The 25,040-nt window shown below is 66.9% G+C and carries 24 protein-coding genes; 15 read left to right on the top strand and 9 right to left on the bottom strand.

Features of this window, described 5'->3' with window-relative positions; all coding sequences use genetic code 11:
* Window positions 1–52 precede the first annotated feature (52 nt).
* The 5 genes from ODI_RS02180 to ODI_RS02160 all read left to right on the top strand — a co-directional run bounded on the left by ODI_RS02180 (window position 53) and on the right by ODI_RS02160 (window position 5,326).
* Complete coding sequence (locus tag ODI_RS02180; protein WP_067756249.1) at window positions 53–961, top strand: hydroxymethylglutaryl-CoA lyase; 909 nt, start codon at window positions 53–55, stop codon at window positions 959–961.
* Window positions 962–1,103: 142 nt separating this feature from the next.
* A complete protein-coding gene (locus ODI_RS02175) occupies window positions 1,104–1,721 on the top strand; it encodes a glutathione S-transferase family protein (protein ID WP_067756247.1) in 618 nt (205 codons plus the stop codon).
* Window positions 1,722–1,762: 41 nt separating this feature from the next.
* Window positions 1,763–3,838: a 2Fe-2S iron-sulfur cluster-binding protein gene (locus ODI_RS02170; protein WP_067756245.1), complete on the top strand. Its 2,076-nt coding sequence runs from the start codon at window positions 1,763–1,765 to the stop codon at window positions 3,836–3,838.
* A 47-nt stretch (window positions 3,839–3,885) separates the two neighbouring features.
* Window positions 3,886–4,350, top strand: a complete 465-nt coding sequence (locus tag ODI_RS02165) for a nuclear transport factor 2 family protein (RefSeq protein ID WP_067756243.1) — start codon at window positions 3,886–3,888, stop codon at window positions 4,348–4,350.
* A gap of 85 nt (window positions 4,351–4,435) precedes the next feature.
* A complete protein-coding gene (locus ODI_RS02160) occupies window positions 4,436–5,326 on the top strand; it encodes a LysR family transcriptional regulator (protein WP_067756241.1) in 891 nt (296 codons plus the stop codon).
* A gap of 3 nt (window positions 5,327–5,329) precedes the next feature.
* Here the strand turns inward: ODI_RS02160 and ODI_RS02155 are convergent, their stop codons facing one another.
* A complete protein-coding gene (locus tag ODI_RS02155; protein ID WP_067756237.1) occupies window positions 5,330–6,319 on the bottom strand; it encodes a LacI family DNA-binding transcriptional regulator in 990 nt (329 codons plus the stop codon).
* Window positions 6,320–6,555: 236 nt separating this feature from the next.
* On the opposite strand from ODI_RS02155, the gene ODI_RS02150 reads away from it, so the two are divergent.
* The 7 genes from ODI_RS02150 to ODI_RS02120 all read left to right on the top strand — a co-directional run bounded on the left by ODI_RS02150 (window position 6,556) and on the right by ODI_RS02120 (window position 11,545).
* The gene (locus tag ODI_RS02150) at window positions 6,556–7,695 is read left to right on the top strand and encodes an L-talarate/galactarate dehydratase (protein WP_067756234.1); all 1,140 of its coding nucleotides are present in this window, start codon (window positions 6,556–6,558) and stop codon (window positions 7,693–7,695) included.
* An 81-nt stretch (window positions 7,696–7,776) separates the two neighbouring features.
* A complete protein-coding gene (locus ODI_RS02145; RefSeq protein ID WP_067756231.1) occupies window positions 7,777–8,739 on the top strand; it encodes a Bug family tripartite tricarboxylate transporter substrate binding protein in 963 nt (320 codons plus the stop codon).
* Window positions 8,740–8,953: 214 nt separating this feature from the next.
* Window positions 8,954–9,337 (top strand): PAAR domain-containing protein, encoded by a 384-nt coding sequence (locus ODI_RS02140; protein ID WP_074046824.1) that lies wholly within the window; start codon window positions 8,954–8,956, stop codon window positions 9,335–9,337.
* A gap of 5 nt (window positions 9,338–9,342) precedes the next feature.
* Window positions 9,343–9,849, top strand: a complete 507-nt coding sequence (locus ODI_RS02135) for a DUF4123 domain-containing protein (RefSeq protein ID WP_067756228.1) — start codon at window positions 9,343–9,345, stop codon at window positions 9,847–9,849.
* Window positions 9,839–10,183: a hypothetical protein gene (locus ODI_RS02130; RefSeq protein ID WP_067756225.1), complete on the top strand. Its 345-nt coding sequence runs from the start codon at window positions 9,839–9,841 to the stop codon at window positions 10,181–10,183. Before ODI_RS02135 ends, ODI_RS02130 begins: the two co-directional genes overlap by 11 nt.
* Before the next feature lie 6 nt (window positions 10,184–10,189).
* Window positions 10,190–10,804: a restriction endonuclease fold toxin 5 domain-containing protein gene (locus ODI_RS02125; RefSeq protein ID WP_082985390.1), complete on the top strand. Its 615-nt coding sequence runs from the start codon at window positions 10,190–10,192 to the stop codon at window positions 10,802–10,804.
* Between the two features lie 9 nt (window positions 10,805–10,813).
* Window positions 10,814–11,545, top strand: a complete 732-nt coding sequence (locus tag ODI_RS02120; RefSeq protein ID WP_067756224.1) for an immunity 52 family protein — start codon at window positions 10,814–10,816, stop codon at window positions 11,543–11,545.
* Window positions 11,546–11,632: 87 nt separating this feature from the next.
* Here the strand turns inward: ODI_RS02120 and ODI_RS02115 are convergent, their stop codons facing one another.
* Window positions 11,633–12,649, bottom strand: coding sequence for an amino acid ABC transporter substrate-binding protein (locus tag ODI_RS02115; RefSeq protein ID WP_067756221.1), 1,017 nt, complete (start codon window positions 12,647–12,649; stop codon window positions 11,633–11,635).
* A gap of 322 nt (window positions 12,650–12,971) precedes the next feature.
* Between ODI_RS02115 and ODI_RS02110 the strand changes: the two genes are divergently transcribed.
* The gene (locus ODI_RS02110; protein ID WP_067756219.1) at window positions 12,972–13,901 is read left to right on the top strand and encodes a LysR family transcriptional regulator; all 930 of its coding nucleotides are present in this window, start codon (window positions 12,972–12,974) and stop codon (window positions 13,899–13,901) included.
* A 370-nt stretch (window positions 13,902–14,271) separates the two neighbouring features.
* Window positions 14,272–15,381, top strand: a complete 1,110-nt coding sequence (locus ODI_RS02105) for a porin (RefSeq protein WP_067756214.1) — start codon at window positions 14,272–14,274, stop codon at window positions 15,379–15,381.
* A 198-nt stretch (window positions 15,382–15,579) separates the two neighbouring features.
* Here ODI_RS02105 and ODI_RS02100 read toward each other — a convergent pair whose 3' ends face one another.
* The 7 genes from ODI_RS02100 to ODI_RS02070 all read right to left on the bottom strand — a co-directional run bounded on the left by ODI_RS02100 (window position 15,580) and on the right by ODI_RS02070 (window position 24,191).
* Complete coding sequence (locus ODI_RS02100) at window positions 15,580–16,851, bottom strand: phenylacetate--CoA ligase family protein (RefSeq protein WP_067756211.1); 1,272 nt, start codon at window positions 16,849–16,851, stop codon at window positions 15,580–15,582.
* Window positions 16,852–16,936: 85 nt separating this feature from the next.
* A complete protein-coding gene (locus ODI_RS02095) occupies window positions 16,937–17,779 on the bottom strand; it encodes an ABC transporter ATP-binding protein (RefSeq protein WP_067756209.1) in 843 nt (280 codons plus the stop codon).
* A 78-nt stretch (window positions 17,780–17,857) separates the two neighbouring features.
* Window positions 17,858–19,174, bottom strand: a complete 1,317-nt coding sequence (locus tag ODI_RS02090) for an ABC transporter substrate-binding protein (RefSeq protein ID WP_067756206.1) — start codon at window positions 19,172–19,174, stop codon at window positions 17,858–17,860.
* Window positions 19,175–19,363: 189 nt separating this feature from the next.
* Window positions 19,364–20,428, bottom strand: a complete 1,065-nt coding sequence (locus tag ODI_RS02085) for a branched-chain amino acid ABC transporter permease (RefSeq protein ID WP_067756203.1) — start codon at window positions 20,426–20,428, stop codon at window positions 19,364–19,366.
* A gap of 25 nt (window positions 20,429–20,453) precedes the next feature.
* On the bottom strand, window positions 20,454–21,383 hold the full coding sequence (locus ODI_RS02080) for a branched-chain amino acid ABC transporter permease (protein WP_067756201.1): 930 nt from the start codon (window positions 21,381–21,383) through the stop codon (window positions 20,454–20,456).
* A 10-nt stretch (window positions 21,384–21,393) separates the two neighbouring features.
* Window positions 21,394–22,221: an ABC transporter ATP-binding protein gene (locus ODI_RS02075; protein ID WP_067756198.1), complete on the bottom strand. Its 828-nt coding sequence runs from the start codon at window positions 22,219–22,221 to the stop codon at window positions 21,394–21,396.
* Window positions 22,221–24,191 carry an AMP-dependent synthetase/ligase gene (locus ODI_RS02070; protein WP_067756196.1) on the bottom strand — a complete coding sequence of 657 codons (1,971 nt, stop codon included), beginning with the start codon at window positions 24,189–24,191 and terminating at the stop codon, window positions 22,221–22,223. The genes ODI_RS02075 and ODI_RS02070 overlap by 1 nt, the downstream gene beginning before the upstream one ends.
* A gap of 141 nt (window positions 24,192–24,332) precedes the next feature.
* Between ODI_RS02070 and ODI_RS02065 the strand changes: the two genes are divergently transcribed.
* Complete coding sequence (locus ODI_RS02065) at window positions 24,333–25,007, top strand: Crp/Fnr family transcriptional regulator (RefSeq protein ID WP_067756192.1); 675 nt, start codon at window positions 24,333–24,335, stop codon at window positions 25,005–25,007.
* The last annotated feature ends 33 nt before the right edge of the window (window positions 25,008–25,040 follow it).

Below are 25,040 nucleotides of genomic sequence, written 5' to 3'. Positions count from 1 at the left end.
GCCGCCTCGCGTATCAGGCCGCCCACCCAGAACAACAACACCGGAGCCAAGCATGCCCTTGCCCCACCGCGTCAAGATCGTCGAGGTCGCCCCGCGCGACGGCCTGCAGAACGAGAAGGCCTTCATCGATACGGCCATCAAGGTCGAGCTGGTGGACCGGCTGGCGGCCGCGGGCTTCCAGAATGTCGAGGCCGCGTCCTTCGTGTCGCCCAGGTGGGTGCCGCAGATGGCCGATGGCGCGGAGGTCATGGCGCGCATCACGCGCCGTCCCGGCACGCTTTACTCCGCGCTGACGCCCAACCTGAAGGGCTTCGAGGCGGCGCGGGCGGCGGGGGTGGACGAGGTCGTCATCTTCAGCGCGGCCAGCGAGGCGTTCGCGCAAAAGAACATCAACTGCTCCATCGCCGAGTCGATCGCCCGCTTCGAGCCGGTGGCGCAGGCCGCGCGCGAGGCGGGCATCCGCTTGCGCGGCAGCATCAGTTGCGCGTTGGGCTGCCCTTATCAAGGCGAGGTGCCCGCCAGCGCGGCCGTGGATGTCGCCCGGCGCTTCCTGGCGCTGGGCTGCGACGAGATCGACGTGGCGGACACCATCGGCGTGGCCACGCCCGCCAAGGTCCGCGCGGTGATGGATGCCGTGACGCAAAGCGTGGACCCCGCCCGGATCGCCGCGCACTTCCACGACACCTATGGCCAGGCCGTGGCCAATATCGTGGCCGCCCTGGAAACCGGCATCACCATCGTGCACAGCTCGGTGGCGGGCCTGGGCGGCTGTCCCTATGCGCGCGGCGCGACCGGCAACGTGGCGACCGAGGACGTGCTGTACCTGCTGCGCGGCCTGGACATCGACACCGGCGTGGACCTGGACGCGGTCGTGGACACGGGCCAATGGATCTCGGCCCACCTGGACCGCAAGAGCGCCAGCCGTGCGGGCAACGCCCTCGCAGCCAAGCGGGCGGCATAGCAGCGCGGGGATCCCGCGCAGCGATTATTTCTTCCTGCGCAATACTGAAGTGTTTTCACCGGCCATTCTCTTCATGACCTGATGGCAGCACACTGGCTTCCAGGACGGGCACCCGCCTTTCCCCCAGACCAGGAAGCCCATCATGAAGCTCTACCACCACCCGCTGTCCGGCCACGCGCACCGCGCGCATCTGTTCCTGTCGCTGCTCGGCCTGCCCCATGAGCTCGTCGAGGTCGACGTCAAGGCCGGCGCGCACAAGCAGCCCGCGTTTCTGGCGCTCAACCCCTTCGGCCAGATCCCCGTGCTGGACGACGACGGCACGATCGTGTCCGACTCCAACGCCATCCTCGTCTACCTGGCCACCAAGCATGGCCGGACCGACTGGCTGCCCCAGGACGCCGTCCAGGCCGCCGCCGTGCAGCGCTGGCTGTCCGTGGCGGCTGGCGAACTCGCCTATGGCGCCTGCGCCGCCCGCCTGGTCACCGTCTTCGGCGCCACGTTCCGTCCCGAGGAAGTGATCGCCCGGGCGCACGCCTTGCTGGCCCACCTGGACAAGCACCTGGCCGCGCGCCAATGGCTGGTCGGCGAGCACCCCACCATCGCCGACGTCGCCCTCTACAGCTATCTCGCCAACGCGCCCGAAGGCAATGTGGACACCGCCGGCTATCCCGCCGTGCTGGCCCACCTGCGCCGGATCGAGGCCCTGCCCGGCTTCGTCCCCTTCGCCCAGACGCCCGCCGGCCTGCGCGCCGCGGCCTGACGGGCCACCGCCAGACGACGCACGCGGACAGGAGACACGCCATGCGCGATGCCCCGAACCGGACCCGGCTGCCGACCTGGCACGAAGGCGAGCTCGCCCTGCAACGGCACGTGGGCGTGGCGGAAAAGATGGACGGCGTGGGCAAGCGGGTCGTGCGCGACCACATGCCCGACCAGCACCGCGCGTTCTACGCCCAACTGCCTTTCCTGCTCGCGGGCAGCGTCGATGGCCAGGGTGATGCCTGGGCCACGGTGCTGGAAGGCCAGCCGGGCTTCACGCAATCACCGTCGCCCACGTCACTGCGCATCGACGCGCGGCCGGCCCCCTCGGATCCGGCAGGCGCGGGCATGCGCGACGGCGACGCCATCGGGCTGCTGGGCATCGAACTGCACACGCGCCGGCGCAACCGCGTGAACGGCACGCTGCGCGCGGCCGGCCCCGGCGCCCTGCTGTTCGAGGTCGACCAGAGCTTCGGCAACTGTCCGCGCTATATCCAGTTGCGCGACTTCACCTGGTCGCGCGAGCCAGGCCAGGCGCATGCGGGCAGCATCGACACCGGCACGGCGCTGGACGACGGCGCACGTGCCATGATCGAGGCCGCCGACGCATTCTTCGTCGCGTCCTATGCCGACCGCGAAGACAGGCAGCAGGTGGATGTCTCGCATCGTGGCGGCAAGGCGGGCTTCGTGCGCGTGGAGGCAGACGGCACGCTGGTCATCCCCGACTTCAATGGCAACCTGTTCTTCAACACGCTGGGCAACATCCTGCTGAACGGCAAGGCCGGCCTCACGTTCATCGATTTCCGCAACGGCGACCTGCTGCAGATGACGGGCGATGCCGAGGTGCTGCTGGACTCGCCCGAGATCGCGGCCTTCCAGGGCGCGGAGCGCCTCTGGACCTTCCGCCCTCGCCGCGTCGTGCGGCGCGGCGGCGCACTGGCGCTGCGCTGGGCCATGCAGGACGAGGCCTGGTCGCCCGCCTCGCTGATGACCGGCGACTGGGCGCAGGCCGCCCAACGGCTGCGCGCGGCGGAACTCGCCACGCGCTGGCGCCCGTACTCGGTCACCCGCATCGTCGAGGAAAGCGCCACGGTGCGCTCCTTCCACCTGCGGCCCGCCGACGGCGCCGGCCTGCTGCCCCACGCGGCAGGGCAACACCTGCCCATCCGTATCGCGCTGCGCGGCGCCGACAAGCCCGTCATCCGGACCTACACGCTGTCCCGCCCCCCTTCCGACGGCGAATACCGCATCAGCGTGCGGCGCGCCGGCGCGGTGTCCGCCCACCTGCACGACACGGTACGCGTGGGTGACATCATCGAAGCGCGCGCGCCCGGCGGCGCCTTCACGCTGGACGTCGCGGCGAGCCGGCCCGCAGTGCTGCTGGCCGGCGGCATCGGCATCACGCCCCTGCTCGCGATGCTGGGACACGTGGTCTACGAGGGCCTGCGCAAGCAGGCCATCCGCCCCACCACGCTGTTCTATGCAACGCGCGACGCGCACGACCGTCCCTTCCAGCAGGAACTGGATGCGCTGGTGCGGGCGGGCCGCGGGGCCGTTCGCGTCATCCGCGTCGTGAGCCGGACTGACGGTGCCCAGGCCGGGCAGGACTATGACGCAACGGGCCGCATCGACATGGCGCTGCTCAGCCAGCACCTGGCGTTCAACGACTACGACTTCTACCTGTGCGGGCCCCCCGGTTTCTCGCAATCGCTCTACGACGGGCTGCGCCACGTCAACGTCGCCGACGACCGGATCCATGCCGAGGCCTTCGGGCCCGCGGCGCTGACCCGGACCGCCTCGGCAGCCTCGCACAGCGACACCCCCAAGGCCGTGCCCGCCACGCAATCGGTGCCGGTCATCTTCACGGCTTCCCTGAAGGAAGCGCGCTGGGAGCCGGCATCGGGCAGCCTGCTGGACCTGGCCGAAGCACGCGGCCTGGCGCCCGAATTCAGTTGCCGCGAAGGTTCCTGCGGCACCTGCAAGACCAGGCTGCTGGCAGGCGCCGTGGCGTATCCGGTGCCGCCCTCGGCGGCGGTGGCCGAAGACGAAGTCTTGATCTGCTGCGCGGTCCCCGCGCACACTGAAGGCGATGCCCCGCGCCTCCAGTTGGCACTCTGATGCCACGTAGCAACCGCCCCTATCCCAGACCCTTGCAGGAGCCTGCCATGTCCCGCCCCCCGCTGCCCCCCTTCACCGAACAGAGCGCCATCGAGAAAGTCCGCCTGGCCGAAGACGGCTGGAACAGCCGTGACCCCGCCAAGGTCGCGCTGGCCTACACCCTGGACACCCGCTGGCGTAACCGGGCCGAGTTCCCGCAAGGACGCGACGAGGTCGAGGCCTTCCTGACGCGCAAGTGGAACCGCGAGCTGGACTACCGCCTCATCAAGGAACTGTGGGCCTTCGGCGGCAACCGCATCGCGGTGCGCTACGCCTACGAGTACCACGACGACAGCGGCCACTGGTTCCGGGCCTATGGCAACGAGAACTGGGAATTCGCCGAGGACGGCCTGATGCGCGTGCGTCACAGCAGCATCAACGAGCACCCCATCACCGAGGCGGAGCGCAAGTTCCGCTGGCCGCTGGGCCGCCGCCCTGACGACCATCCCGGCCTGAGCCACTTCGGCTTCTGACGCCTCGCCCCTGCCTGCGCGCGCAATTCATGCCATGATCCCGGCACATACCGGCCAGCAACGGCCAATCAGACCGGGAACACGCATGGATCGCTGGCAGGCAATGCGCATTGCCGTCAAAGTCGCTGACAGCGGCAGCTTCGCGCAAGCTGCCCGCCAGCTGCACCTGAGCCCCGCCGCGATCACCCGCGCGGTGTCCGCGCTGGAAGACCAGCTGCGCGCGCGGCTTTTCGTGCGCACCACGCGTTCGGTCAAGCTGACCGACGCGGGCAGCCGCTATGTCGAGGATTGCCGGCGCATCCTGGCCGACATCGACGAAGCCGAGGCCGCGGCGGGCGGCCTGCACGCCACGCCTTCCGGCACCCTGACCCTGACCGCGCCCATCCTCTTCGGACAGATGGTCGTGCTGCCCATCCTGCACGACTATCTTGCCGCTTACCCGGCGATGCGCGGCAGGACGCTGTTCCTGGACCGCCCGGTGAACCTGCTGGAGGAAGACATCGACGTCGCGGTGCGCATCGGCCACCTGCCCGACTCGGGCTTCACCGCGATACAGGTGGGCAGCGTGCGGCGCGTCGTCTGTGGCGCACCCGCGTATTTCTCGCGCCACGGCACGCCCGCCACGCCGGCGGACCTGAAGGACCACCGCCTGATCGCCCCGACCGGCGCATGGGCCTCATCGGAGTGGCGCTTCGCGGGCAATCAGCGGATCACCACCGATCCCTGGCTGCAATGCAACACCAACGACGTCGCCATCGCCACGGCGCTGGCGGGTGCCGGGCTGACGCGCGTGCTGCATTACCAGATCGGCCCCGCCCTGCAGGCCGGCCAGTTGCAGATCGTGCTGGCCGGGTTCGAGGAGCCTGCCCTGCCCATCCACGTGCTGTATCCGGAGGGCCGCCGCGCATCGGCCAAGGTGAAGGCGTTCGTGGACATGGCGGTGACGCAACTGCGCGCCCACCCGTTGCTGCGCTGAGGCTCAGCCCGCCGTCGACGCCCGCTCGACGATGCGGAATCCCACGTCCACGACCGGCGCATCCACGGTTTCGCCGCGCAGGCGGGCCATCAGCACGCGGGCGGCTTCGGTGCCGATCAGGGCGCCGTCCACGTGGACGGTGGTCAGCGCAGGCGCCAGGTGCGCCGAGAAATCCGCGCCGCCAAAACCGCAAACCGCCAGGTCTTCCGGCACGCGCAGGCCGCGCACGCGCGCCTCCGTCATCACGCCTTCGGCCAGGGCATCGGCGCTGCAGAAGATGGCGCGCAGCGAAGGATCCTGCGCCAGCAGTGCCGCGCAGGCGCGGCGCCCGGACGCCACGTTGCTGGGCGCGGGCACGGTGACGGTGGGCACGTCGTGGCCGATCACCGACAGGAAACCCGCGCGGCGAATGGCCGCGCGCTGGTCGTCGCCCGTGGCCAGGCCGACGCGCGGCCATCCCTTGGCCTGGAAGTAGTCTCCCACGGCGGCCCCCACCTTGTGATGCGAGAAGCCCACCACCATGTCCAGCGGCTGGGCGCTGAGGTCCCAGGTCTCGACGACCGGGATGCCGATGTCGCGCAGGCGACGTGCCGCCACCGTGTCGTTCAGCAGCCCCGCCACGACGATGCCATCCACGCGCCGCCCCGCCATCGCGGCCAGCAGGGCTTCCTCGCGGGCGTGGTCATAGCCCGTCTGGCCGAGGATGAGCTGGTAGCCCTCGCGATCGAGGTCGGCGGTCAGGGCCTGGATGGTGGGCAGGAACTGCGGCACCGAGATGATCGGCACCAGGGCCGCCACCGTGCGGCTGCGCCGCGACTTCAACCCGCCTGCCAGCAGGTTGGGGATGTAGCCCGTGGCCGCCACGGCCGCCTGGACGCGCGCGATCGTCGCGGCGGACACGCGCTCGGGATTGCTGAGCGCGCGCGAGGCGGTGATGAGCGACACACCGGCTTCACGGGCGACGTCATGCAGGGTGATGGACTTGGCTTTCATGGGCCGCTACGGGTTTTCCTGAGACGTTTCGCCGTTGCCGGGCATGTTGGATAACGTTACCATCATTCGTACCGACACGCAGGGTCAAGCGCCCCGCGTACGAGTGGGACACCCGTCCTGCCCCTGCCGCGGCAACACGCGCCCGCCATCGGCGCTTTTTATTTTCCCAGAAATGACAACGTTATCCATCGTGCTGTCCTGCTTCACGATGCTAGACGAAACACCCCGGAATCCTCATGACCGCTACTTCCGCCGACCGCATTGCCTGGCTGCGCATCTCCTCCTGCTATCTGCCCCTGGCCACTCCCATCAGCGACGCCAAGGTCCTGACCGGCAGGCAGAAACCCATGACCGAGGTCGCCATGCTCTTCGTCGAGGTGCAGACCGAGAACGGCGACGAGGGGATCGGCCTGAGCTATTCCAAGCGGGCCGGCGGCCCCGGCCAGTTCGCGCATGCCCAGGAGATCGCCCCCGCGCTCATCGGCGAGGATCCCAGCGACATCGGCCGCCTGTGGACCAAGCTGTGCTGGGCGGGCGCCTCGGTGGGCCGCAGCGGCCTGTCGACGCAGGCGATCGGCGCCTTCGACGTGGCGCTGTATGACCTGAAGGCGCGCCGCGCGGGCCTGCCGCTGGCCAAGCTGCTGGGCGCCTATCGCGACTCGGTGGCCTGCTACAACACCTCGGGCGGCTTCCTGCACACGCCGCTGGAGCAACTGCTGGTGAACGCCAGCGCCTCGCGCGCGCGCGGCATCGGCGGCATCAAGCTGAAGGTCGGCCAGCCCGACCGCCAGCTGGACATCCGCCGCGTCGAAGCCGTGCGCAAGCACCTGGGCGACGAGGTGCCGATCATGGTCGACGCCAACCAGCAATGGGACCGTCCCACCGCCCAGCGCATGTGCCGCATCTTCGAGCAATACAACCTCATCTGGATCGAGGAGCCGCTGGACGCCTACGACCACGAGGGCCACGCGGCGCTCGCCACGCAGTTCGACACCCCCATCGCCACCGGCGAGATGCTGACCAGCGCCGCCGAACACGGCGAGCTGATCCGCCATCGGGCGGCCGACTACCTGATGCCCGACGCGCCCCGCGTGGGCGGCATCACCCCTTTCCTGAAGATCGCCGCGCAGGCGGAACAGGCCGGCGCGATGCTGGCCCCGCACTTCGCGATGGAGCTTCACGTCCACCTGGCCGCGGCATATCCTACGGAACCGTGGGTCGAGCACTTCGACTGGCTCGAGCCGCTCTTCAACGAGCGGCTCGAGATCCGGGACGGGCGCATGCTCGTGCCCACGCGGCCCGGCCTGGGCCTGTCGCTCAGCGAACAGGCCCGCGCCTGGACCCGGGAGAAGGTGGAAGTGGGCAAGCGAGCCTGATTGCAATCCGCCCCGCGCGTCGCGCGGGGCGCCAAGCAGCACCACCGGCGCGAAGACGCCGACACCCTTGAGGAGACATCCATGAAGAAACTGCTGACCACGCTGGCGCTCGGCCTGGCCGTCGCCGCCACGGCACAGGCCCAGACCTGGCCCGCGAAACCGGTGACGATGCTCGTGCCCTTCCCGCCAGGCGGCTCGACGGATTTCATCGCCCGCGCCGTGGGCGCCAAGCTGCAGGAAAAATTCGGCGGCACCTTCGTGACCGAGAACCGGCCCGGCGCCGGCGGCACCCTGGGCGCCACGGTGGCCAAGCGCGCCGCTCCCGATGGCTACACCCTCTTCGTCTCCTCGCTGGGCCCCTTCGTGATCGGCCCGCACCTGGTCAAGGACCCGGGCTACGACCCGCGCAAGGACTTCGACTACATCACCGTCGCCGTGCAGGCGCCCAATGTCCTGGTGGTGCCGGCCAACTCGCCGTACAAGTCCGTCAACGACGTGCTGGCCTACCTGAAGGCCAACCCGGGCAAGATGACCTTTGCCTCGGCGGGCAACGGCACCTCGGACCACCTGACGGCCGAACTCTTCTGGCAGGAAACCAAGACCGAAGCCACGCACGTGCCCTACAAGGGCGGCGCCCCGGCCATCATGGACCTGATCGGCGGCCAGGTGAACGCCAGCTTCAGCAACATCAACACGTGTCTGACGCACGTGCAGTCGGGCAAGCTGCGCGCGCTGGCCGTCACCAGCGCCAAGCGCTCGCCGCTGCTGCCCGACGTGCCGACCATGGAAGAGCTGGGCCTGAAGGGCGTGACGGTGACCTCGTGGCAGGCCTTCGCCGCGCCCAAGGGCTTTCCGACCGACGTGCGCGACAAGCTGCGCACCGCCATCGTGGAAAGCCTGAACGACGCCTCGGTGAAGCCCAAGCTGCTGGAGCTGGGCTTCGAGATCGTCGGCAACACGCCCGAGGAATTCACCCGGTTCCAGGCCGAGGAATATGCGCGCTGGGGCAAGGTGATCGAGACCGGGAAGATCACGGCGAACTAAGCCACATGCTCGGAAAAATGTGGGGCTATCTTTCGAGGTAGGCAAGTCTCTGAAGCGCTAGGGGCCTGGATCCGGTACCGCAACCGGCGCCAGGCCTTTTCATTCGTCTTAGCTTGCCAGTCGGCGCACCTGTCACTCTTTCTTCACCCCTCAAGGAATTTCCACAAGTCAGAACGCCAAGGTATGTTCGTGGCAGACATGAGAGGCATGCAACATGGCTGGACGCGCAATTATCCGAAAAGGAGATTCCACCTCCCACGGCGGCACTGTGATCGAAGGGCATGCCATGGGCATACTTTTCGGACGCGAGATTGCTCTGGTCGGCCACCTGGTGGTATGCCAGAAGTGCAAGGGGGCATTCCCGATCCTGCCCGATGCAGGACGCCGGCATACCTTCATGGATAAGGAGACCGCCGTCGAAGGAATGCGCACGGCCTGCGGGGCAGTGCTGATCGCATCCCAAACGGTCGCTTGCATAGATGAAGCCGCGGGCACTACCGGCCCCCGAAATAGCATCACGCCCCAAAGTGGCACGCTTTGCCAAGAATGCCTGGAAACTGCCGCGCGCAACGCAGCCACACTCGTGACGCGAGGCTAAGCCCGATGCCCGGGGATATCGAGGACTATCTAGCCGCCACCCAACAACAAGTGAGCCATCCCTTGCGGCTTTACGGTCTGGCTGATGGCGTATTGCATGCCCACGCGAATCCTGCGGCCCCGCTATCAAGATCCAGTTCCTGCATCGCCTTGTTCGACCACACCCCCGATCACGCGCTTGCCCATGCCGGTCCATGGTTGCTGGACGCGACCGATCCCGCCGGCCCTGATAGAGCTACCTTGAAGCGCCTGGGATGCAGCGGTGACGGATGCATCTGGCTCATCAGCACCCATTCTTTCGCAGACTTGGCAGATGCTTTGCGCGCGCGCCTGGATGTCCGGTTGCCATCAGGCGCTACCGCGCTGCTGCGCTATTACGACGCGCGAATCAGCGAGCAAATTCTCGCCGTGTTGTCGATCACCCAGCGTGCCGAATTTTTCGGCCCGGTGCGCCAGTGGCTGTCCCAGTGCCAAGGACGACTGACTCGCATCTACCCCACCCATGCCGATTGATCTCACTCCGCAGCAACTCGCAGGCCTATCCAAGATCGACGCCCATAACTTCGTACTGGGTGTACAGCAAGACCTGCTGCGGGCGTACCCAGGCTTGCCCCAGGCGGGATTGACCGAAAGGCTGGCGGCAGCGCGCGACATGGGCATCGATATCGACGCAGACCTGGTTGAATTTCTCAAGACCGAAGCACTGGCACCCGGTTTCTACACTCAGCCTGGATTCCGCCGCTGGATAGCCAAGCCAGGCAGGCCGGCGGAGCAGCGTTTCCACGACTACATGCAAGTGATGCGATGGCAGACACGCCGGGCAGCGCAAGGCAGCAACAAGGAGTAATGCATCATGCCTGCACCATTGGCAATCCCCATCGCGACGTGGATAACGGAAGCGCTGATCGCGGCGGCCGGTCGGCTCGCCGTGGGCGCTGCTACTGGCGCGGCCGTGGGGGGCGTGGCGGCCCTGCCGGGCGACACGCCTAGAGAGGACAGCGAGGCCAAGTCCGGGGCCATGGCGACAGACCGTGAGCTCTCGCGTACAGCGGAAGCCTGTAAAAAATGTCCACCGGACATGGGCCTGATGGTCAGACAGCCTCACGGTGTGAATTGGAACGCCTACACTTACCAGGCCAGGATCACCGGCTTTCCGTTCGACACGGTGAGTTGTCGCTGGAGCGACGAATGGGTCTGGATGGGTGTGAGGTTCGATGGATTTGTATCGGGCGAGTGCCTATTACAGGAGGCGAAGGGAAATTACGATCAATTCGTCGACAGGGACGGCGAAGTGAAAGAATGGTTCTTTGGTTTTGATGATATGGAAATAGAAGCTGGCAGGCAGGCAATGGTAGTGCGTGGTTCTGCACCGGCGAGATTACGTTGGTACTTCCAGACACCCAAAGCGTGGGGGCTCATGCGCCCTGCCTTGACAGCCTTGAGTATCGAGTCGATCTTCGTCCCCTAGGCCAATCGAATGCTGATCACCTGCCAATTCAAAGACTCCACGCTTCGCTCGGACGATTTCAATGAAATGCTCCGACGCCTGCATATCATTGCCAAGTTGCTCGCAGACAAGTCAGAAGGCTTGACGCACTGGTTCGCGCAAGGAAACTCTCGCGAAGAGGCTTTTCTATACCCGGCCTTCGAGGGTGATGAGGCGTCGACAGCTTTGCTCGCGGTTCTGCAGCACAAATTCCATGCAGACAAATCGTTCACCTTCGTGTCGATTTGGAATGGCGCAGAAAAACCGCAAGATGGGGTAGTCCTCGCGATGCACGTCAACAGTGTTGGCGCGCCCTGCACCATTAAGATCTCTTACCACAAACGCCGTGACGATCGCTTTGGGAAAGCAGACTCCGTCAAGGACATCCTCATCTCGTTGATATCGCTGTTTCCCGCGCAATACATATCTGTCGCGCCACGGTATTACGACCAGCATCAAGTCTTCGAAGACAAACCCGGCGCAGGCTGGATGCTTTACTTGCCCCGCGTCATCACCGCCCAGCAACTCCCCGAGGCCCAAGCACTTATCCCGACACCCTCGGCAGGAAAAAAACAAAAAGGCACGATCATCATCAGCACCCTGGATGAGATATTTTCCCTGGACAATGCGCGCCACATCGAGCGAGCCAATCAGATCGAACTGCGCCTGGTCGATCAGGATCTGATAGACACCTACGCAGATATGTACCAATCGGCAGATTAAGCCCAGGCTGACGCTGCCAAACCATCAGGAAAGCGAGGTAGCCCAAGCGGCTTTTGCCTGCACGCATCTCCTCGCCGCCCAACTCCCTTACCGCACCGGCAACGCGTACATCAGCCCGCCATCGGTCCATTGCCTGTTGAGCCCCCGCTCGATCTTCAGCGGGCTGCCCAGCCCGACGTTACGGTCGAAGCTTTCACCGTAGTTGCCCACCTGCTCGATGATGCTGCGCGCCCAGGTCTCGGACAGGCCCATGTTCTTGCCCGCGCCGGGCGTCACGCCCAGCAGGCGCCGCACGTTCGGATTGGCGCTCTCCAGCATCTGGCCCACGTTCTTCGACGTGACGCCGTATTCCTCGGCCTCGATCATGGCGAACAGCGACCACTTCACCACGTTCAGCCAGGTGTCGTCGCCCTGGCGCACGAAGGGTCCCAGGGGCTCCTTGGAGATGATCTCGGGCAGCACCACGTAGTCGTCCGGGTTCTGCAGTTTCGAAATGCGGATGGACGCCAGGCCCGAGGCATCGGTGCTGAACACGTCGCAGCGGCCGGCCGCGAAGGCATTGACCACTTCGTTGAAGGACTCGATGACCACCGGTTTGTATTTCACCTGGTGCGCGCGCGCCCAGTCCGCCAGCGTGTTCTCGTTGGAAGTGCCCGTCTGCAGGCAGATCGTCGCGCCGTCGATCTCCCTGGCGCTTTTCACGCCCAGCGCGCGCGGCACCAGGAAGCCCTGGCCGTCATAGAAATTGATGCCCGCGTGGATGATGCCCAGCGCCGTGTCGCGCTGCTGCGTGACCGTGGTGTTGCGCGCCAGCAGGTCGATCTCGCCGGACTGCAGGGCCGTGAAGCGCTGCTGGGCATTGAGGGGCACGATCTTCATCTTGCCCGCGTCGCCGAACACCGCAGCCGCCACCGCACGGCACAGGTCCACGTCCAGGCCCTTCCAGTTGCCTTGCGCGTCGGGCGCCGAGAAGCCGGCGAACCCCGTGGTGGTGCCGCATTGCACGACGCCGCGCTGCTTGACCGTCTCCAGCGTCGTCGCCGCATGCGCGCCTTGCGCCGCCATGAGCGCCAATGCGCCCGCCACTGCCTTCCAAGCCTTCATGATGTGCTCCTGCCTTGCGTGTTGCGTGGACGAGGCCTCTGCCCCTGCCTGGCCGGCAGCGTAACCGGCGAGCCGGGGCGCAGACAAACGCGTTGCCTGCGGAAAGTCGGCAAATCGCCGACGAACAGAAGCAGAACGGCAAGAATTACCCCCCCATTACAACCAGGTGTCATAAAACTGTCCGCAAAAAGTCCTTACAGTTCGGCACGCGGTTCCATTGGATGCTGGCCTGCCCGCCTCAGGGCGGAGGCGCCTGTTCCCGGCACGCAGAACCGCAAGCCTCACCATGACGTACGCTGCACCTGCTTCCTTTCCAGACGCCGTGAGCCCTGCCGGCGCACCCTCGCAACCCGATCTCAACGACATCGCCTTGTTCGTGGAGGTGGCCAGGCGCGGCAACATCTCGCGCGCGGCCGACACCACCGGCGTTCCCGCCAGCACGGTTTCGCGCCGCCTGCGCAAGCTCGAAGCCACGCTGGGCGTGTCCCTGCTGGTGCGCACCACGCGCCAGATCACCCTGACCGATGCCGGCCGCCTGTACTTCGAACGCTGCCGGCAACTCGTCGAGGAAGTGCGCGACGCGCACTCGGTCCTGCACGAGCTGGGCGTGCGCCCGCGCGGCACGCTGCGCGTGCTGTTGCCCGAACCGCTGGAAGCCCTGGACTTCAGCCAGCTGGCGCGTGAGTTCGCCGAACACTGGCCGGAACTGGAATACCGCTATGACTACAGCCACGAACCGAATCCGCATCCCGCGCGGCAGTTCGACGTGGCCTTGCGCTGGGGCGAACAGGCCGACTCCGACCTGATCGCCCGGCGCCTCGCGGACATCCCGCACCAGTTGTATGCCTCGCCGCATTACCTGCGCGAACATGGCGTGCCCGCCTCGCCCGGCGATCTGATCCGGCACGAATGCCTGGGCTCGGACGTGTGCGGTGAGCTGAGCGCCTGGACGCTGGAGCGGGATGGCGAACGGGTGCGGATCCCGGTGACGGGCCGCTTCGGCTCCAACAACCCGGAGTTGTTGCGCCGGCTCGCCATCACGGGCGCGGGCATCGTGGCCCTGCCCTGTGTCGGGTCCCGGCAGCCGGATCACATGGTGCCCGTGCTGCCGGCCTGGCAGTTGGCCTCCATTCCCCTGTACGCCATGTTCGCCAGCCGCCGTCCGCCCGCGCGCACGCGCGTCTTCCTGGATTTCCTGCAGGCGCGCATCCAGGAGATGCTGCATTGCAAGCGGGATGCTGTTGCGGCGTGACAACGTCTGGCTCAAGACGGCGCCTGCGGGCGCTTTTTTTCGTCCTCACGCAGCGCGGCGCACCCGCGCTGCACCAGGAAAGCGCAACATTTTTGAAACGTGTGCTTGCACTTCGCAATGCCTTGCGCCGCAAGGGTTTACCCAAGATCCCGCGTTTTTCCGCACACGCTGGCCCACGCCTTTCATGACAGTGCCTGCATGCATTGCGCCACGGGCGGCAAAGAGCTTGCCATTGCGCATATTAATCGTCCCGTCTCCCCCTCCCATACTGCGAAGGCACCAGAACTGCCAGGCGCGCCGCCGCCCTCACCGGCACGCGCCCGACACCCATGCGCCACACAGGCGCTTTTCATTTCGGAGAAGAAGACTCATGAAGTTCAAGCTTTGCGCCCTCGCCGCCACCCTGGCCGCCGGCCTGGTTTCCGCCGCCCAAGCCCAAACCACCGTGACCCTGTACGGCGTGGTTGACCTGGGTATCGGCTACGAGAAGGTCGAAGGCCCCAACGGCTTCGAACAAAGCCGCGTCGGCATGATCGACGGGGGCCACGGCAGCTCGCGCTTCGGCCTGAAGGGCGCGGAAGACCTGGGCGGTGGCCTGAAGGCCATCTTCACGCTGGAGAACGGCTACAACGCCTCGACCGGCAAGCAAGGCCAAAGCGGCCGCCTGTTCGGCCGCCAGGCCACGCTGGGCCTGCAAAGCGATTCGTGGGGCAAGATCCAGGCCGGCCTGAACAAGAACTTCCAGACGTCGTGGGTCGGCGAAGCCGTCAGCCCCTTCGGCACCAACTTCGGTTCGGCCTCGATCGGCTCGACCTTCTCGGGCGCCGCCAGCGTGCGCTACGACAATCTGGTCACCTACGAAACCCCGAAGTTCGGCGGCTTCCAGGCTGGCGTGGGCTACTCGTTCAACGCCGACAGCGGCAAGACCAACACCGGCTTCGCCACCGACCTGAACAACCGCGCCACGACCCTGGGCCTGCGTTACTCGGCCGGCCCCGTGTACCTGGCCGCCGCCTACGACAGCGTGAACCTGTCGAACCAGAATTCGCGTGATGAAGACGAAATCCAGTCGTTCATGCTGGGCGGCACCTATGACTTCGAAGTGGTCAAGATCGGCCTGGCCTATGGCCAGGTGCGTGACGGCTGGATGAAGAACACCGACATCGGCGTCGGCCCCTCGGGCGCCCGCTATGCCGGCAGCTACACCGCCGCCAAGGGCTTCCGCGCCAACTCGTACCTGGTTGCCGCCACCGTTCCGCTGGGCGCCAACAAGGTCTTCGCGTCGTGGCAAGCCGCCGACCCCAAGAACGACAAGCTGAACGGCCAGGACGAAACCACCAACGTCTACAGCATCGGCTTCACGCACGACCTGTCCAAGCGCACGAACGTGTACGCCTACGCGTCGTACGCCGACAACTTCTACTTCCGCGAAGACGTGAAGAGCACGTCGGTGGCGGTGGGTCTGCGTCACCGGTTCTAAGCTGGCGGTTCATCCACCGCGGTTGCCGACATAGCAAGGAATCTCCGGCCTGGCTACAGTGGCTTCCGACTTTCGCGAAGGGAAGTGTCGCGGTGGATGATCGTGATGCTGGAAGGGTTGGGCCGCCTCTCGGGGCGGCCCGCTCGTTTCTGGAAGGCGCCGGGCGCGGGCCCGGCGCCTTTTCCCATTGCCGGCATGTCATTCGTAGGACCGCGCGTCCTCGATCACCTTGCCATCATTCGGCAGGTCGCCCTGCCGCACATGCTCGACCTCGGCGCGCAGCTTGGTGACGTCCCGCACCGAGCCCGCGATCTTCTCCGCCAGGCCGGGCGGCCAGGCATCCGCCTCGACCCGCAAGTGCAACACGTCGCTGCCCGCGGCGCCGCTCACCACCAGCCGGGCCCTGCGGATCTCGGGGTGGCGCGACACGATGTCGGCCACCTGCGGCGGGTGCACGAACAGCCCGCGCACCTTGGTGGTCTGGTCGGCGCGGCCCATCCAGCCCTTGATGCGCGTGTTCGTGCGTCCGCAAGGGGAACGTCCAGGCAACACGGCGGAAAGGTCGCCGGTGCCGAAGCGCACCAGCGGGTAATCGGGATTGAGCGTGGTGACGACCACCTCGCCCACCTCGCCGTCGGGCACGGGAATGCCGGTGCCCGGCCGCACGATCTCGACCAGGATGTCCTCGCCCAGCACCAGGCCCTCGCGCGCGGGCGTCTCGAAGGCGATCATGCCGAGGTCCGCGCTGCCATAGGCCTGGTAGCCGTCGATGCCACGCGCGCGCAGCCAGTCGCGCAAGGAAGGCGGGAACGCTTCGCCCGACACCAGCGCGCGGCGCACCGACAGCAGCGGCACGCCCATTTCATCGGCTTTCTCCAGGATGATCTTCAGGAAGCTGGGGGTGCCCGTATAGCCGCTGGGCGCCAGGTCATGCATGGCGCGCACCTGCTGCTCGGTCTGGCCCGTGCCGCCCGGGAAGACCGTGCAGCCCACGGCGTGCGCCGCCGTCTCCATCATGGAGCCGGCAGGCGTGAAGTGATACGAAAAGCAGTTGTAGGCCAGTTCGCCCGCCCGGAAGCCCGCGGCATACAGGGCACGCGCGAAACGCCAGTAGTCCGGCCTGGCGCTTTCGGGCTCATAGATGGGGCCGGGCGAGGCGAACACCCGCAGCGACTGGCCCCAGCCGATGGTCGAGAAACCGCCGAAGACGCGTTGCAGCGTGGGCGCCGCGCCCGCCCCCGGTGCACGGGCCGACTGCTGGGCTTCCAGCAATTCGTGCTTGCGCAGCACGGGCAGCTGGGCCAGCGCCTCGCGGCCGCGCACGGCCCACGGGTCGACCCCCTGCAATTGCCTGGCCACCGCCGGCGCGCTGGAGACGGCGCGCGCCACCGCGCCCGGCAGGGCCGCCATCAGGTCGCGTTCGCGCCGCTCGGGATCGCGGGTTTCCAATGCATCGAAGTACTCGGACATGATCCTGCCCCTGCTGCCTTGCGTTCATGCCTCGGCCGCGCCGGGCATTCCGTGATCGGTGGACTGAAATGCTGCGTCGGTAAGGCTAGGCCAGCCAGCGCTTGCGCCGGCGGTAGAACTTGGTGTCGCGAAAGCTCTTCCTTTCGCCGCTGGAGATGCCAAGGTAGAACTCCTTGACGTCCTCGTTGCTGGCCAGCACGCTGGCCTCGCCGTCCATCATGACGCGGCCGTTCTCCAGGATGTAGCCGTAATCCGCGTAGCGCAGCGCGATGTTGGTGTTCTGCTCGGCCAGCAGGAAGCTCACGCGCTCGCGCTGGTTCAGGTCGCGCACGATCTCGAAGATTTCCTCCACGATCTGCGGCGCCAGGCCCATCGAAGGCTCGTCCAGCAGGATCATGTTGGGGTCCGCCATCAACGCGCGGCCGATGGCGCACATCTGCTGTTCGCCACCCGAGGTGTAGCCCGCCTGGCTGCCGCGGCGCTGCTTCAGGCGCGGGAAATACTGATACACGCGTTCCAGCGCTTCCTGAACGCCGCCGCGATCCAGCTTGCGCGTATAGGCGCCGGTCAGCAGGTTTTCCTCGATGGTCAGGTGGGCGAAGCAGTGCCGCCCTTCCATCACCTGCACCACGCCGCGCTTGACCAGGGCGGCGGGGGTCAGTTGCTCGATGCGTTCGCCGCGATACTGGATCTGGCCCTTGGTGACCTCGCCCCGCTCGCCCTTCAGCAGGTTCGATACCGCACGCAGCGTCGTGGTCTTGCCCGCGCCGTTGGCGCCCAGCAGGGCCACGATGCGGCCTTGCGGCACGCGCAGCGACACGCCCTTGAGCACCAGGATCACGTGGTTGTAGATGACCTCGATGCCGTTGACGTCCAGCAGGATGTCGGGCGCGGCACTCTCGGCCGATGGGCTTGCGGTCTCGCTCATGTTGCGGTTCCTTGCGTGGCGGGATGTGGCCGGCGGCGCTGCCGGCGCGCCCGGCCTCGCGGCCGGACGCGCACGGGATCAGCACGTGCGCGGCGTGACGCCCTTCTCCTTGGCATAGCGGGCGGCCAGTTCCTTCACCATCGGATCGATGATGCTCTTGTCGCCCTCGTACCAGTCCGACGCGATGGTGAACTTGGCGCCGTCCCACTGCACGATGCGGGCCCAGTCGCCGCCCACGTGGTTGGCGCACGAGGTCTGGATGGGCCGCATGATGCCGCCGAAGCCCAGCTGGTCCAGGCGTTCCTGGGTCAGGTTCAGGTTCTCGTAGCCCCAACGCACCTGCTCGGGTGTCATGTGCTTGCCCTTGCCGTACTTTTCCTGCGCGGCGCGGATGGCCTCGACCTGCAGCATCGAGATGATCATGCCGCGGGTGTGGGCGATGGTGCCGACCGTGTTGCCGCCGCGGTCGGTGCCCTGGCCCTTGTCGTACACATGCGTCTTCAGGTCGTCGTGGACCTTGCCCCGCTCGGCGCTGTTCTGCAGCGTGATGGCGTTGTAGCCCTTGGCCACGGCGCCCAGGTCCTTCACGTCGCCTTCCGAGCCCGCCCACCAGATGGCGTACATCTTTTCACGCGGATAGCCGCTGGCCTGCGCCTCGCGGATGGCCGTGGGCGTCATGATGCCGGCGCTCCAGAGCAGCACGTAGGCCGGACGCGACTGGCGGATCTGCAGCCACGTGGACTTCTGCTCGACGCCGGGCGCGGTGACCGGATAGAGCAGGACCTCGAAGCCGTGCTTCCTGGCGCGCGCCTGCAGCAGCGGAATGGGCTCCTTGCCGTAGGGCGAATCGTGGTAGACCAGGGCGATCTTCTTGCCCTTGAGCTTGTCCATGCCGCCTTCCTTCTTGGCGATGTCCTGCAGCATCACGTCGGCGGCGGTCCAGTAGGTGCCACCCAGCGGGAAGTTCCATTCGAAGACGCTGCCGTCGGCCGACTGCGACAGGCCGTAGCCCGGCGTGACCACCGGCACCTTGTCGCCCGGCGCCTTGTCGGTCACGGCGAAGGTGATGCCGGTGGACTGCGTGTCGAAACCCGAGGCGCCGCCCGAGCGGCCCTTCAGGCGCTCATAGCACTCCACGCCGCGGTCGGTGGCATAGGCCGTCTCGCACTCCTCATAGACGATCTTCACGCCGTTGACGCCGCCATCGCGGGCGTTCACCAGCTTCAGGTAATCCATCTTGCCGTCGGCCCAGGGAATGCCCAGCGGCGCGAAGGACCCCGTGCGATACGCCAGCAGCGGGATGAACTGCTCGGCCGAGAAGGCCGGCAGCGACACGGCGCCCAGCGCGCCGGTTGCGGCGAGCGTGGCCGCGACACGTACCAGTTTCTGCTTCATCTCCAACTCCTCCTCGGGGGTGCCTTCGCACCGCTATTAGCGGGCCCGGTCTCATGGCCGGGTTGCTTCAAAACAGCGACTCGCGTCGCAATGCACAATGCATCCAGGGCGTCGCGGAGCTGGCTTTGCCAGTCCGCTGGCGCCGCCCCCTTGAGGGGGAGGCGCAAAGCGCCTCGGGGGTGGGCCCCATCAATGCGGGAACGGCCAGATGCGGAGCTTCTCTTTTCCGATGCTCCACAGCCTGGCCAGCCCATGCGGCTCGGCAATCAGGAAGAACACGATCAGCGCGCCGAACACCATGTGCTCGATGTGCGCGGCGGTATCCACCGACAAGGGCAGGCCGAACCAGCCCGGCACATTGGCCAGGAAGATCGGCACCAGCACGATGAAGGCCGCGCCGAAGAAGCTGCCCAGCAGCGACCCCAGCCCACCGATGATCACCATGAACAGCAACTGGAACGAGCGGTTCAGGTCGAAGGCCAGCGGTTCCCACGAACCCAGGTGCAGGAAGCCCCACAGGGCGCCCGCCACGCCGACGATGAAGGAGCTGACCGCGAAGGCCGTGAGCTTGGCGTAGACCGGCCGGATGCCGATGACGGCGGCGGCCACGTCCATGTCGCGGATGGCCATCCACTCGCGGCCGATGGCGCCGCGCACCAGGTTCTTGGCCAGCAGCGTGAACACCACCACCATGCCCAGCACGAGGTAGTACCGGTCCAGCGACGAGGCGATGGGCATGCCGAACATCTCCAGGCGCGGCACCGACACGTTGCCCGAGGGCGAGTAATTGGTGAAATAGGGAATGCGCAGGAAGGCCCAGTCGACGAAGAACTGCGCCGCCAGCGTCGCCACGGCCAGGTAGAGCCCCCGGATGCGCAGGCTGGGAATGCCGAACAGCACGCCCACCGCCGTCGCGCACAAGCCGCCGAACAGGAACTGCAGCAGCAGCGGCACCTCGGGCACGCGCACGCCCAGGTTCCAGGCCGCATACGCGCCCACGGCCATGAAGGCGCCGGTGCCCAGCGAGATCTGCCCGCAATACCCCACCAGGATGTTCAGCCCCACGGCCGCCAGCGCCAGGATCAGGAAGGGAATCAGCACGGCGCGCAGCAGGTAATCCGACGCCAGCATCGGCACCGCCACGAAGGCCACCGCCAGCAGCAGCGCCATGAAAATGCGGTCCTGCCGGATGGGCAGGATCTGCTGGTCGGCCCGGTAGCTGGTCTTGAACTGGCCGTTCTCGCGATAGAACATGTCTGGTCCTTTTTTTCAGCAGGCCTTAGACCCGGTCGATGATCTTTTCACCGAAGAGGCCTTGCGGGCGGAACAGCAGGAACACCAGGGCCAGCACGTAGGCGAACCAGATCTCGATGCCGCCGCCCACCATCGGGCCCAGGTAGACCTCCGACAGCTTCTCGCCGACGCCGATGATGAGGCCGCCGATGATGGCGCCCGGCACCGAGGTGAGCCCGCCCAGGATCACCACCGGCAAGGCCCGCAACGTGGCCGTGGCCAGGGTGAACTGCACGCCGAACTTCGAGCCCCAGATGATCCCGGCCACCAGGGCCACGATGCCCGCCACCAGCCACACGATCACCCAGATGCGGTTCAGCGCGATGCCGACGGACTGCGCCGCCTGGTGGTCGTCGGCCACCGCGCGCAGCGCGCGCCCGGTGCCCGTGTACTGGAAGAAGACCGCCAGCATCGCCACCAGGGCCGCCGCCACCAACGCCGCCGTCAGGTCTTCCAGGCTGATCAACAAGCCCCCTTCGAATACCGACTCCAGCACGAAGAGCGGATCCTTGGGCATGCCCACGTCGATGCTGTAGACCGAACTGCCGAAGGCGATCTGGCCCAGGCCGTCCAGGAAGTAGCTGATGCCCAGCGTCGCCATGAGCAGGGTCGTGGCCTCCTGGTTGACCAGGTGGCGCAGCACGAAACGCTCGACCGCCCACGCGAAGACGAACATCAGCGCGGCGCTGACGCCGAAGGCCAGCACATTGGCCAGCAGCTTGTTTTCGAAGCCCAGCCATTGCGGGATCCAGACCGAGAAGCGGGCCATGGACAGCGCGGCCACCAGCACCATCGCGCCCTGCGCGAAGTTGAAGACGCCGGAAGCCTTGAAGATCAGCACGAAGCCCAGGCCGATCAGCGCGTACAGCATGCCGCTCATGAGGCCGCCGAACAACGTTTCCAGGAAGAATCCCATGACGCGTCTCCTAGGCCTGGGCAGCGGTCGCGTTGGCCTGGGCATCCACGCCGAGATAGGCGCGGATCACGTCCGGGTTGGCCCGCACCGCGTCGGGCGTGCCGTCGCCGATCTTGCGGCCGTAGTCCAGCACCACCACCCGATCCGAGATGTCCATGACCACGCCCATGTCGTGCTCGATCAGCACGATGGTCGTGCCGAACTCGTCGTTGACGTCCAGGATGTAGCGGCTCATGTCCTGCTTCTCCTCGATGTTCATGCCAGCCATGGGCTCGTCCAGCAGCAGCATGCGCGGCTCCATCGCCAGCGCCCGCCCCAGGTCCACGCGCTTCTGCAGGCCGTAGGGCAGCCGTCCCACGGGCGTCTTGCGCCAGGCCTGGATCTCCAGGAAGTCGATGATGTTCTCGACGAATTCGCGGTGGCGGGTTTCCTCGCGCTCGGCCGGCCCCAGCCGCAGGGCCTGCGACAGCAGGCCGCACTTCATGCGCAGGTTGCGTCCGCTCATGATGTTGTCCAGCACGCTCATGCCCTTGAAGAGCGCGAGGTTCTGGAAGGTGCGCGCGATCCCCATCTCGGCCGCGCGGCGCGGGCTCATGCGCGAGAAGGTCTTGCCGTCGAAGACGATGTTGCCCTGCTGCGGCGTATAGACGCCGTTGACCACGTTCAGCATCGAGCTCTTGCCCGCGCCGTTCGGGCCGATGATGGCGCGGATCTCGTGCTCGCGCACGTCGAAGGAAATGTCGGTCAGCGCCTTGACCCCGCCGAAAGCCAGCGAGATGTTCTTCATGTCCAGGACGACGTCGCCGACCCGGCTTGCGCGCCCGCTTTGCTTGTCCATCATGCGATTGCCTCCGCCGCGCGCACCGGATGCACGGTTGCCTCGCGGATGGTCAGCGTCGCGGCGATCTTGCCGCTGCGGCCATCCTCGAACTTGACCTCGGTCTCGATGTACTGCGACGCCTGCCCCGCGAACAGCGCATCGATCAGCACCGCGTACTTCTGCGCGATGAAGCCGCGCCGTACCTTGCGGGTGCGGGTCAGCTCGTCGTCGTCCGGGTCCAGCTCCTTGTGCAGCACCAGGAAGCGGCGCAGCTGCGAACTGCCCAGCTTGGCATCGCCGGCCAGGTCGGCGTTCACCTGGTCCACGCACTCGGCGATCAGGTCGATGACCTCCTTCTTGCCCGCCAGGTCGGCATAGCCGGCATAGGGCAGGCCACGCCGCTCGGCCCAGTTGCCCACCGCTTCCAGGTCGATGTTCACGAAGGCGCAGGCGATCTCGCGGTCGGCGCCGAAGGCCACGGCCTCCTTGATGTAGGGGAAGAACTTCAGCTTGTTCTCGATGTACTTGGGCGCGAACAGGCTGCCATCGGCCAGCTTGCCGACGTCCTTGGCGCGGTCGATGATCTTCAGTTGCCCGTCCTCGTCCAGGAACCCCGCGTCGCCGGTGCGGAACCAGCCGTCCTCGGTCATCGTTTCCCGGGTGGCCTGCGGGTTGCGGTGGTATTCCTTGAAGAGGCCGGGGCTCTTGACCAGCACTTCACCGGCCTCGCTCACCTGGATCTCCACGCCCGCCACGGGCGGGCCCACCGTATCGGCGCGCACCTGGCCGTCGGCCTGCACGCACACGAACACGGAGGTCTCGGTGGAGCCGTACAGCTGCTTCAGGTTGATGCCCAGCGAGCGATAGAACACGAAGAGGTCCGGCCCGATGGCCTCGCCCGCCGTATAGGCGATACGCACGCGGCTCATGCCCAGCGCATTGCGCAAGGGACCGTAGATCAGCACGTTGCCCAAGCCGTACATCAGGCGGTCCAGCGCGCCCACGTCCTCGCCGTCCAGGATGCGCGTGCCCACCCGGCGCGCCAGCGCCATGCAGCGCCTGAAGAGCTGGCGCTTCACCCAGCCGGCATCTTCCATGCGGATCAGCACCTGCGTGAGCAGGCCTTCCAGCACGCGCGGCGGCGCGAAGTAATAGGTGGGACCGATGTCGCGCATGTCGATGGCGACGGTCTCGGGCGACTCGGGATGGTTCACGGTGAAACCGGTCACCAGCAACTGCGTGTACGAAAACATGTTCTGCCCGATCCACGCTGGCGGCAGGTAGGCCAGCACGTCCTCGCGGTCCGTCAGCGACTCCATGCGTTCCACGGCACGCGCCCGGTCGATCAGCGCATGGTGGGTCAGCACCACGCCCTTGGGCTTGCCGGTGGTGCCGGAGGTATAGAACATGGCCGCGGGGTCCTGCGGCTGCACCCGCGCGATGGCCGATGCATACGCGTCCGGATGCGCCGCGCCATGCGCATCGCCGCGCTCGGCCAGCGCATCGCAGGACAGCAGCGCCGGGTCGTCGTAGTGGCGCAGGCCGCGCGGGTCGTCATAGATGATGCTGCGCAGTTGCGGGCATTGGGCGCGCGCCTCCAGCAGCTTGTCGACCTGCTCCTGGTCCTCGACCACGGCGACGCCCACGTCGGCATCCTGCAGCACGAAACCCATTTCCTGGGCGACGGCGTCCTGGTAGAGCGGCACGGGGATGGCGCCCAGGGCCTGGGCCGCCATCATGGCCATGTAGAGACGCGGCCGGTTCTCGCCGACCACGGCCACGTGCTGGCCAGGTTCGACGCCCAGCGTGGCCAGCCCCAGCGCCATGCGTTCGACTTCGCGGGCAACCTGCGACCAGGTGTAGGTCTGCCAGATGCCCAGGTCCTTCTCGCGCAAGGCCGGACGGTCGCCGCGCTCCCGGGCATGCGCGAGCAGCAGCGCCGGGAAGGTGTCGGCAAGCGTGGCGGCGGTGGATTCGGGTCGCGACACGTTCGTCTCCTCCGGATCACCTGGTTCCCCGCGCTGGACGGGAAATACCGGTATCCGTGATTGTTGGGCATAAGGTATAAGCTAGCTGCCGCCCCAACTGTCAGAATCACGACATTCCCGGGGCATTCAGGGTATATCCCGATGCCGATTGCCGACTCGCTTCAACTCGCCGCTGCCTGGACCCGCGTGCTCACGCCGGAACAGCTCGCGCGCGTGGAGCGCGACGTCACGACGCAGGAGGTGCCGGCCGGCGCCATCATCGAACGCAAGGGCGAGCTGGCGCAGGTCTGGATCGGCGTCATCGCCGGGTTGGTGAAGATTTCCGTGGGCAATGCCGAGGGCAAGCTGGCCTCGCTGACCGGCGTGCCCGCCGGCGGCTGGATCGGCGAAGGCTCCCTGCTGAAACGCGAGCGCCGCCGCTATGACGTGGTGGCCCTGCGCGACTCCGTCATCGCCCGCCTGCCTGCGCCCACCTTCGAATGGCTGCTCGATTCCAGCATCGCCTTCAATCGTTACCTGCTCGACCAGTTGAATGAACGCGTCGCGCAGTTCATCGGCAAGGCCGAGCACGACCGCCTGCTGAATCCGGATGCGCGCGTGGCCCGCTGCCTGGCCGAGCTTTTCAACCCGCTGCTCTACCCGGGCATGGGCATGCGGCTGGCCATCACGCAGGAAGAACTCGGCTACCTGGGCCGCGTGTCACGCCAGCGCGCCAACCAGGCCTTGCGCACGCTGGAGGCGGCCGGGCTGCTGAAGGTGGAATACGGCGCGGTGCGCGTCCTGGACCTGGACGGCCTGAAGCGCTACGGGCCTTGATCCAGGTTCAAGGCCGGGCCGCGGGCGGCGGGT

It is taken from the genome of Orrella dioscoreae, from assembly GCF_900089455.2.
GTDB lineage: Bacteria > Pseudomonadota > Gammaproteobacteria > Burkholderiales > Burkholderiaceae_B > Orrella > Orrella dioscoreae.
This window is presented reverse-complemented; position numbering and strand designations above follow the sequence as displayed.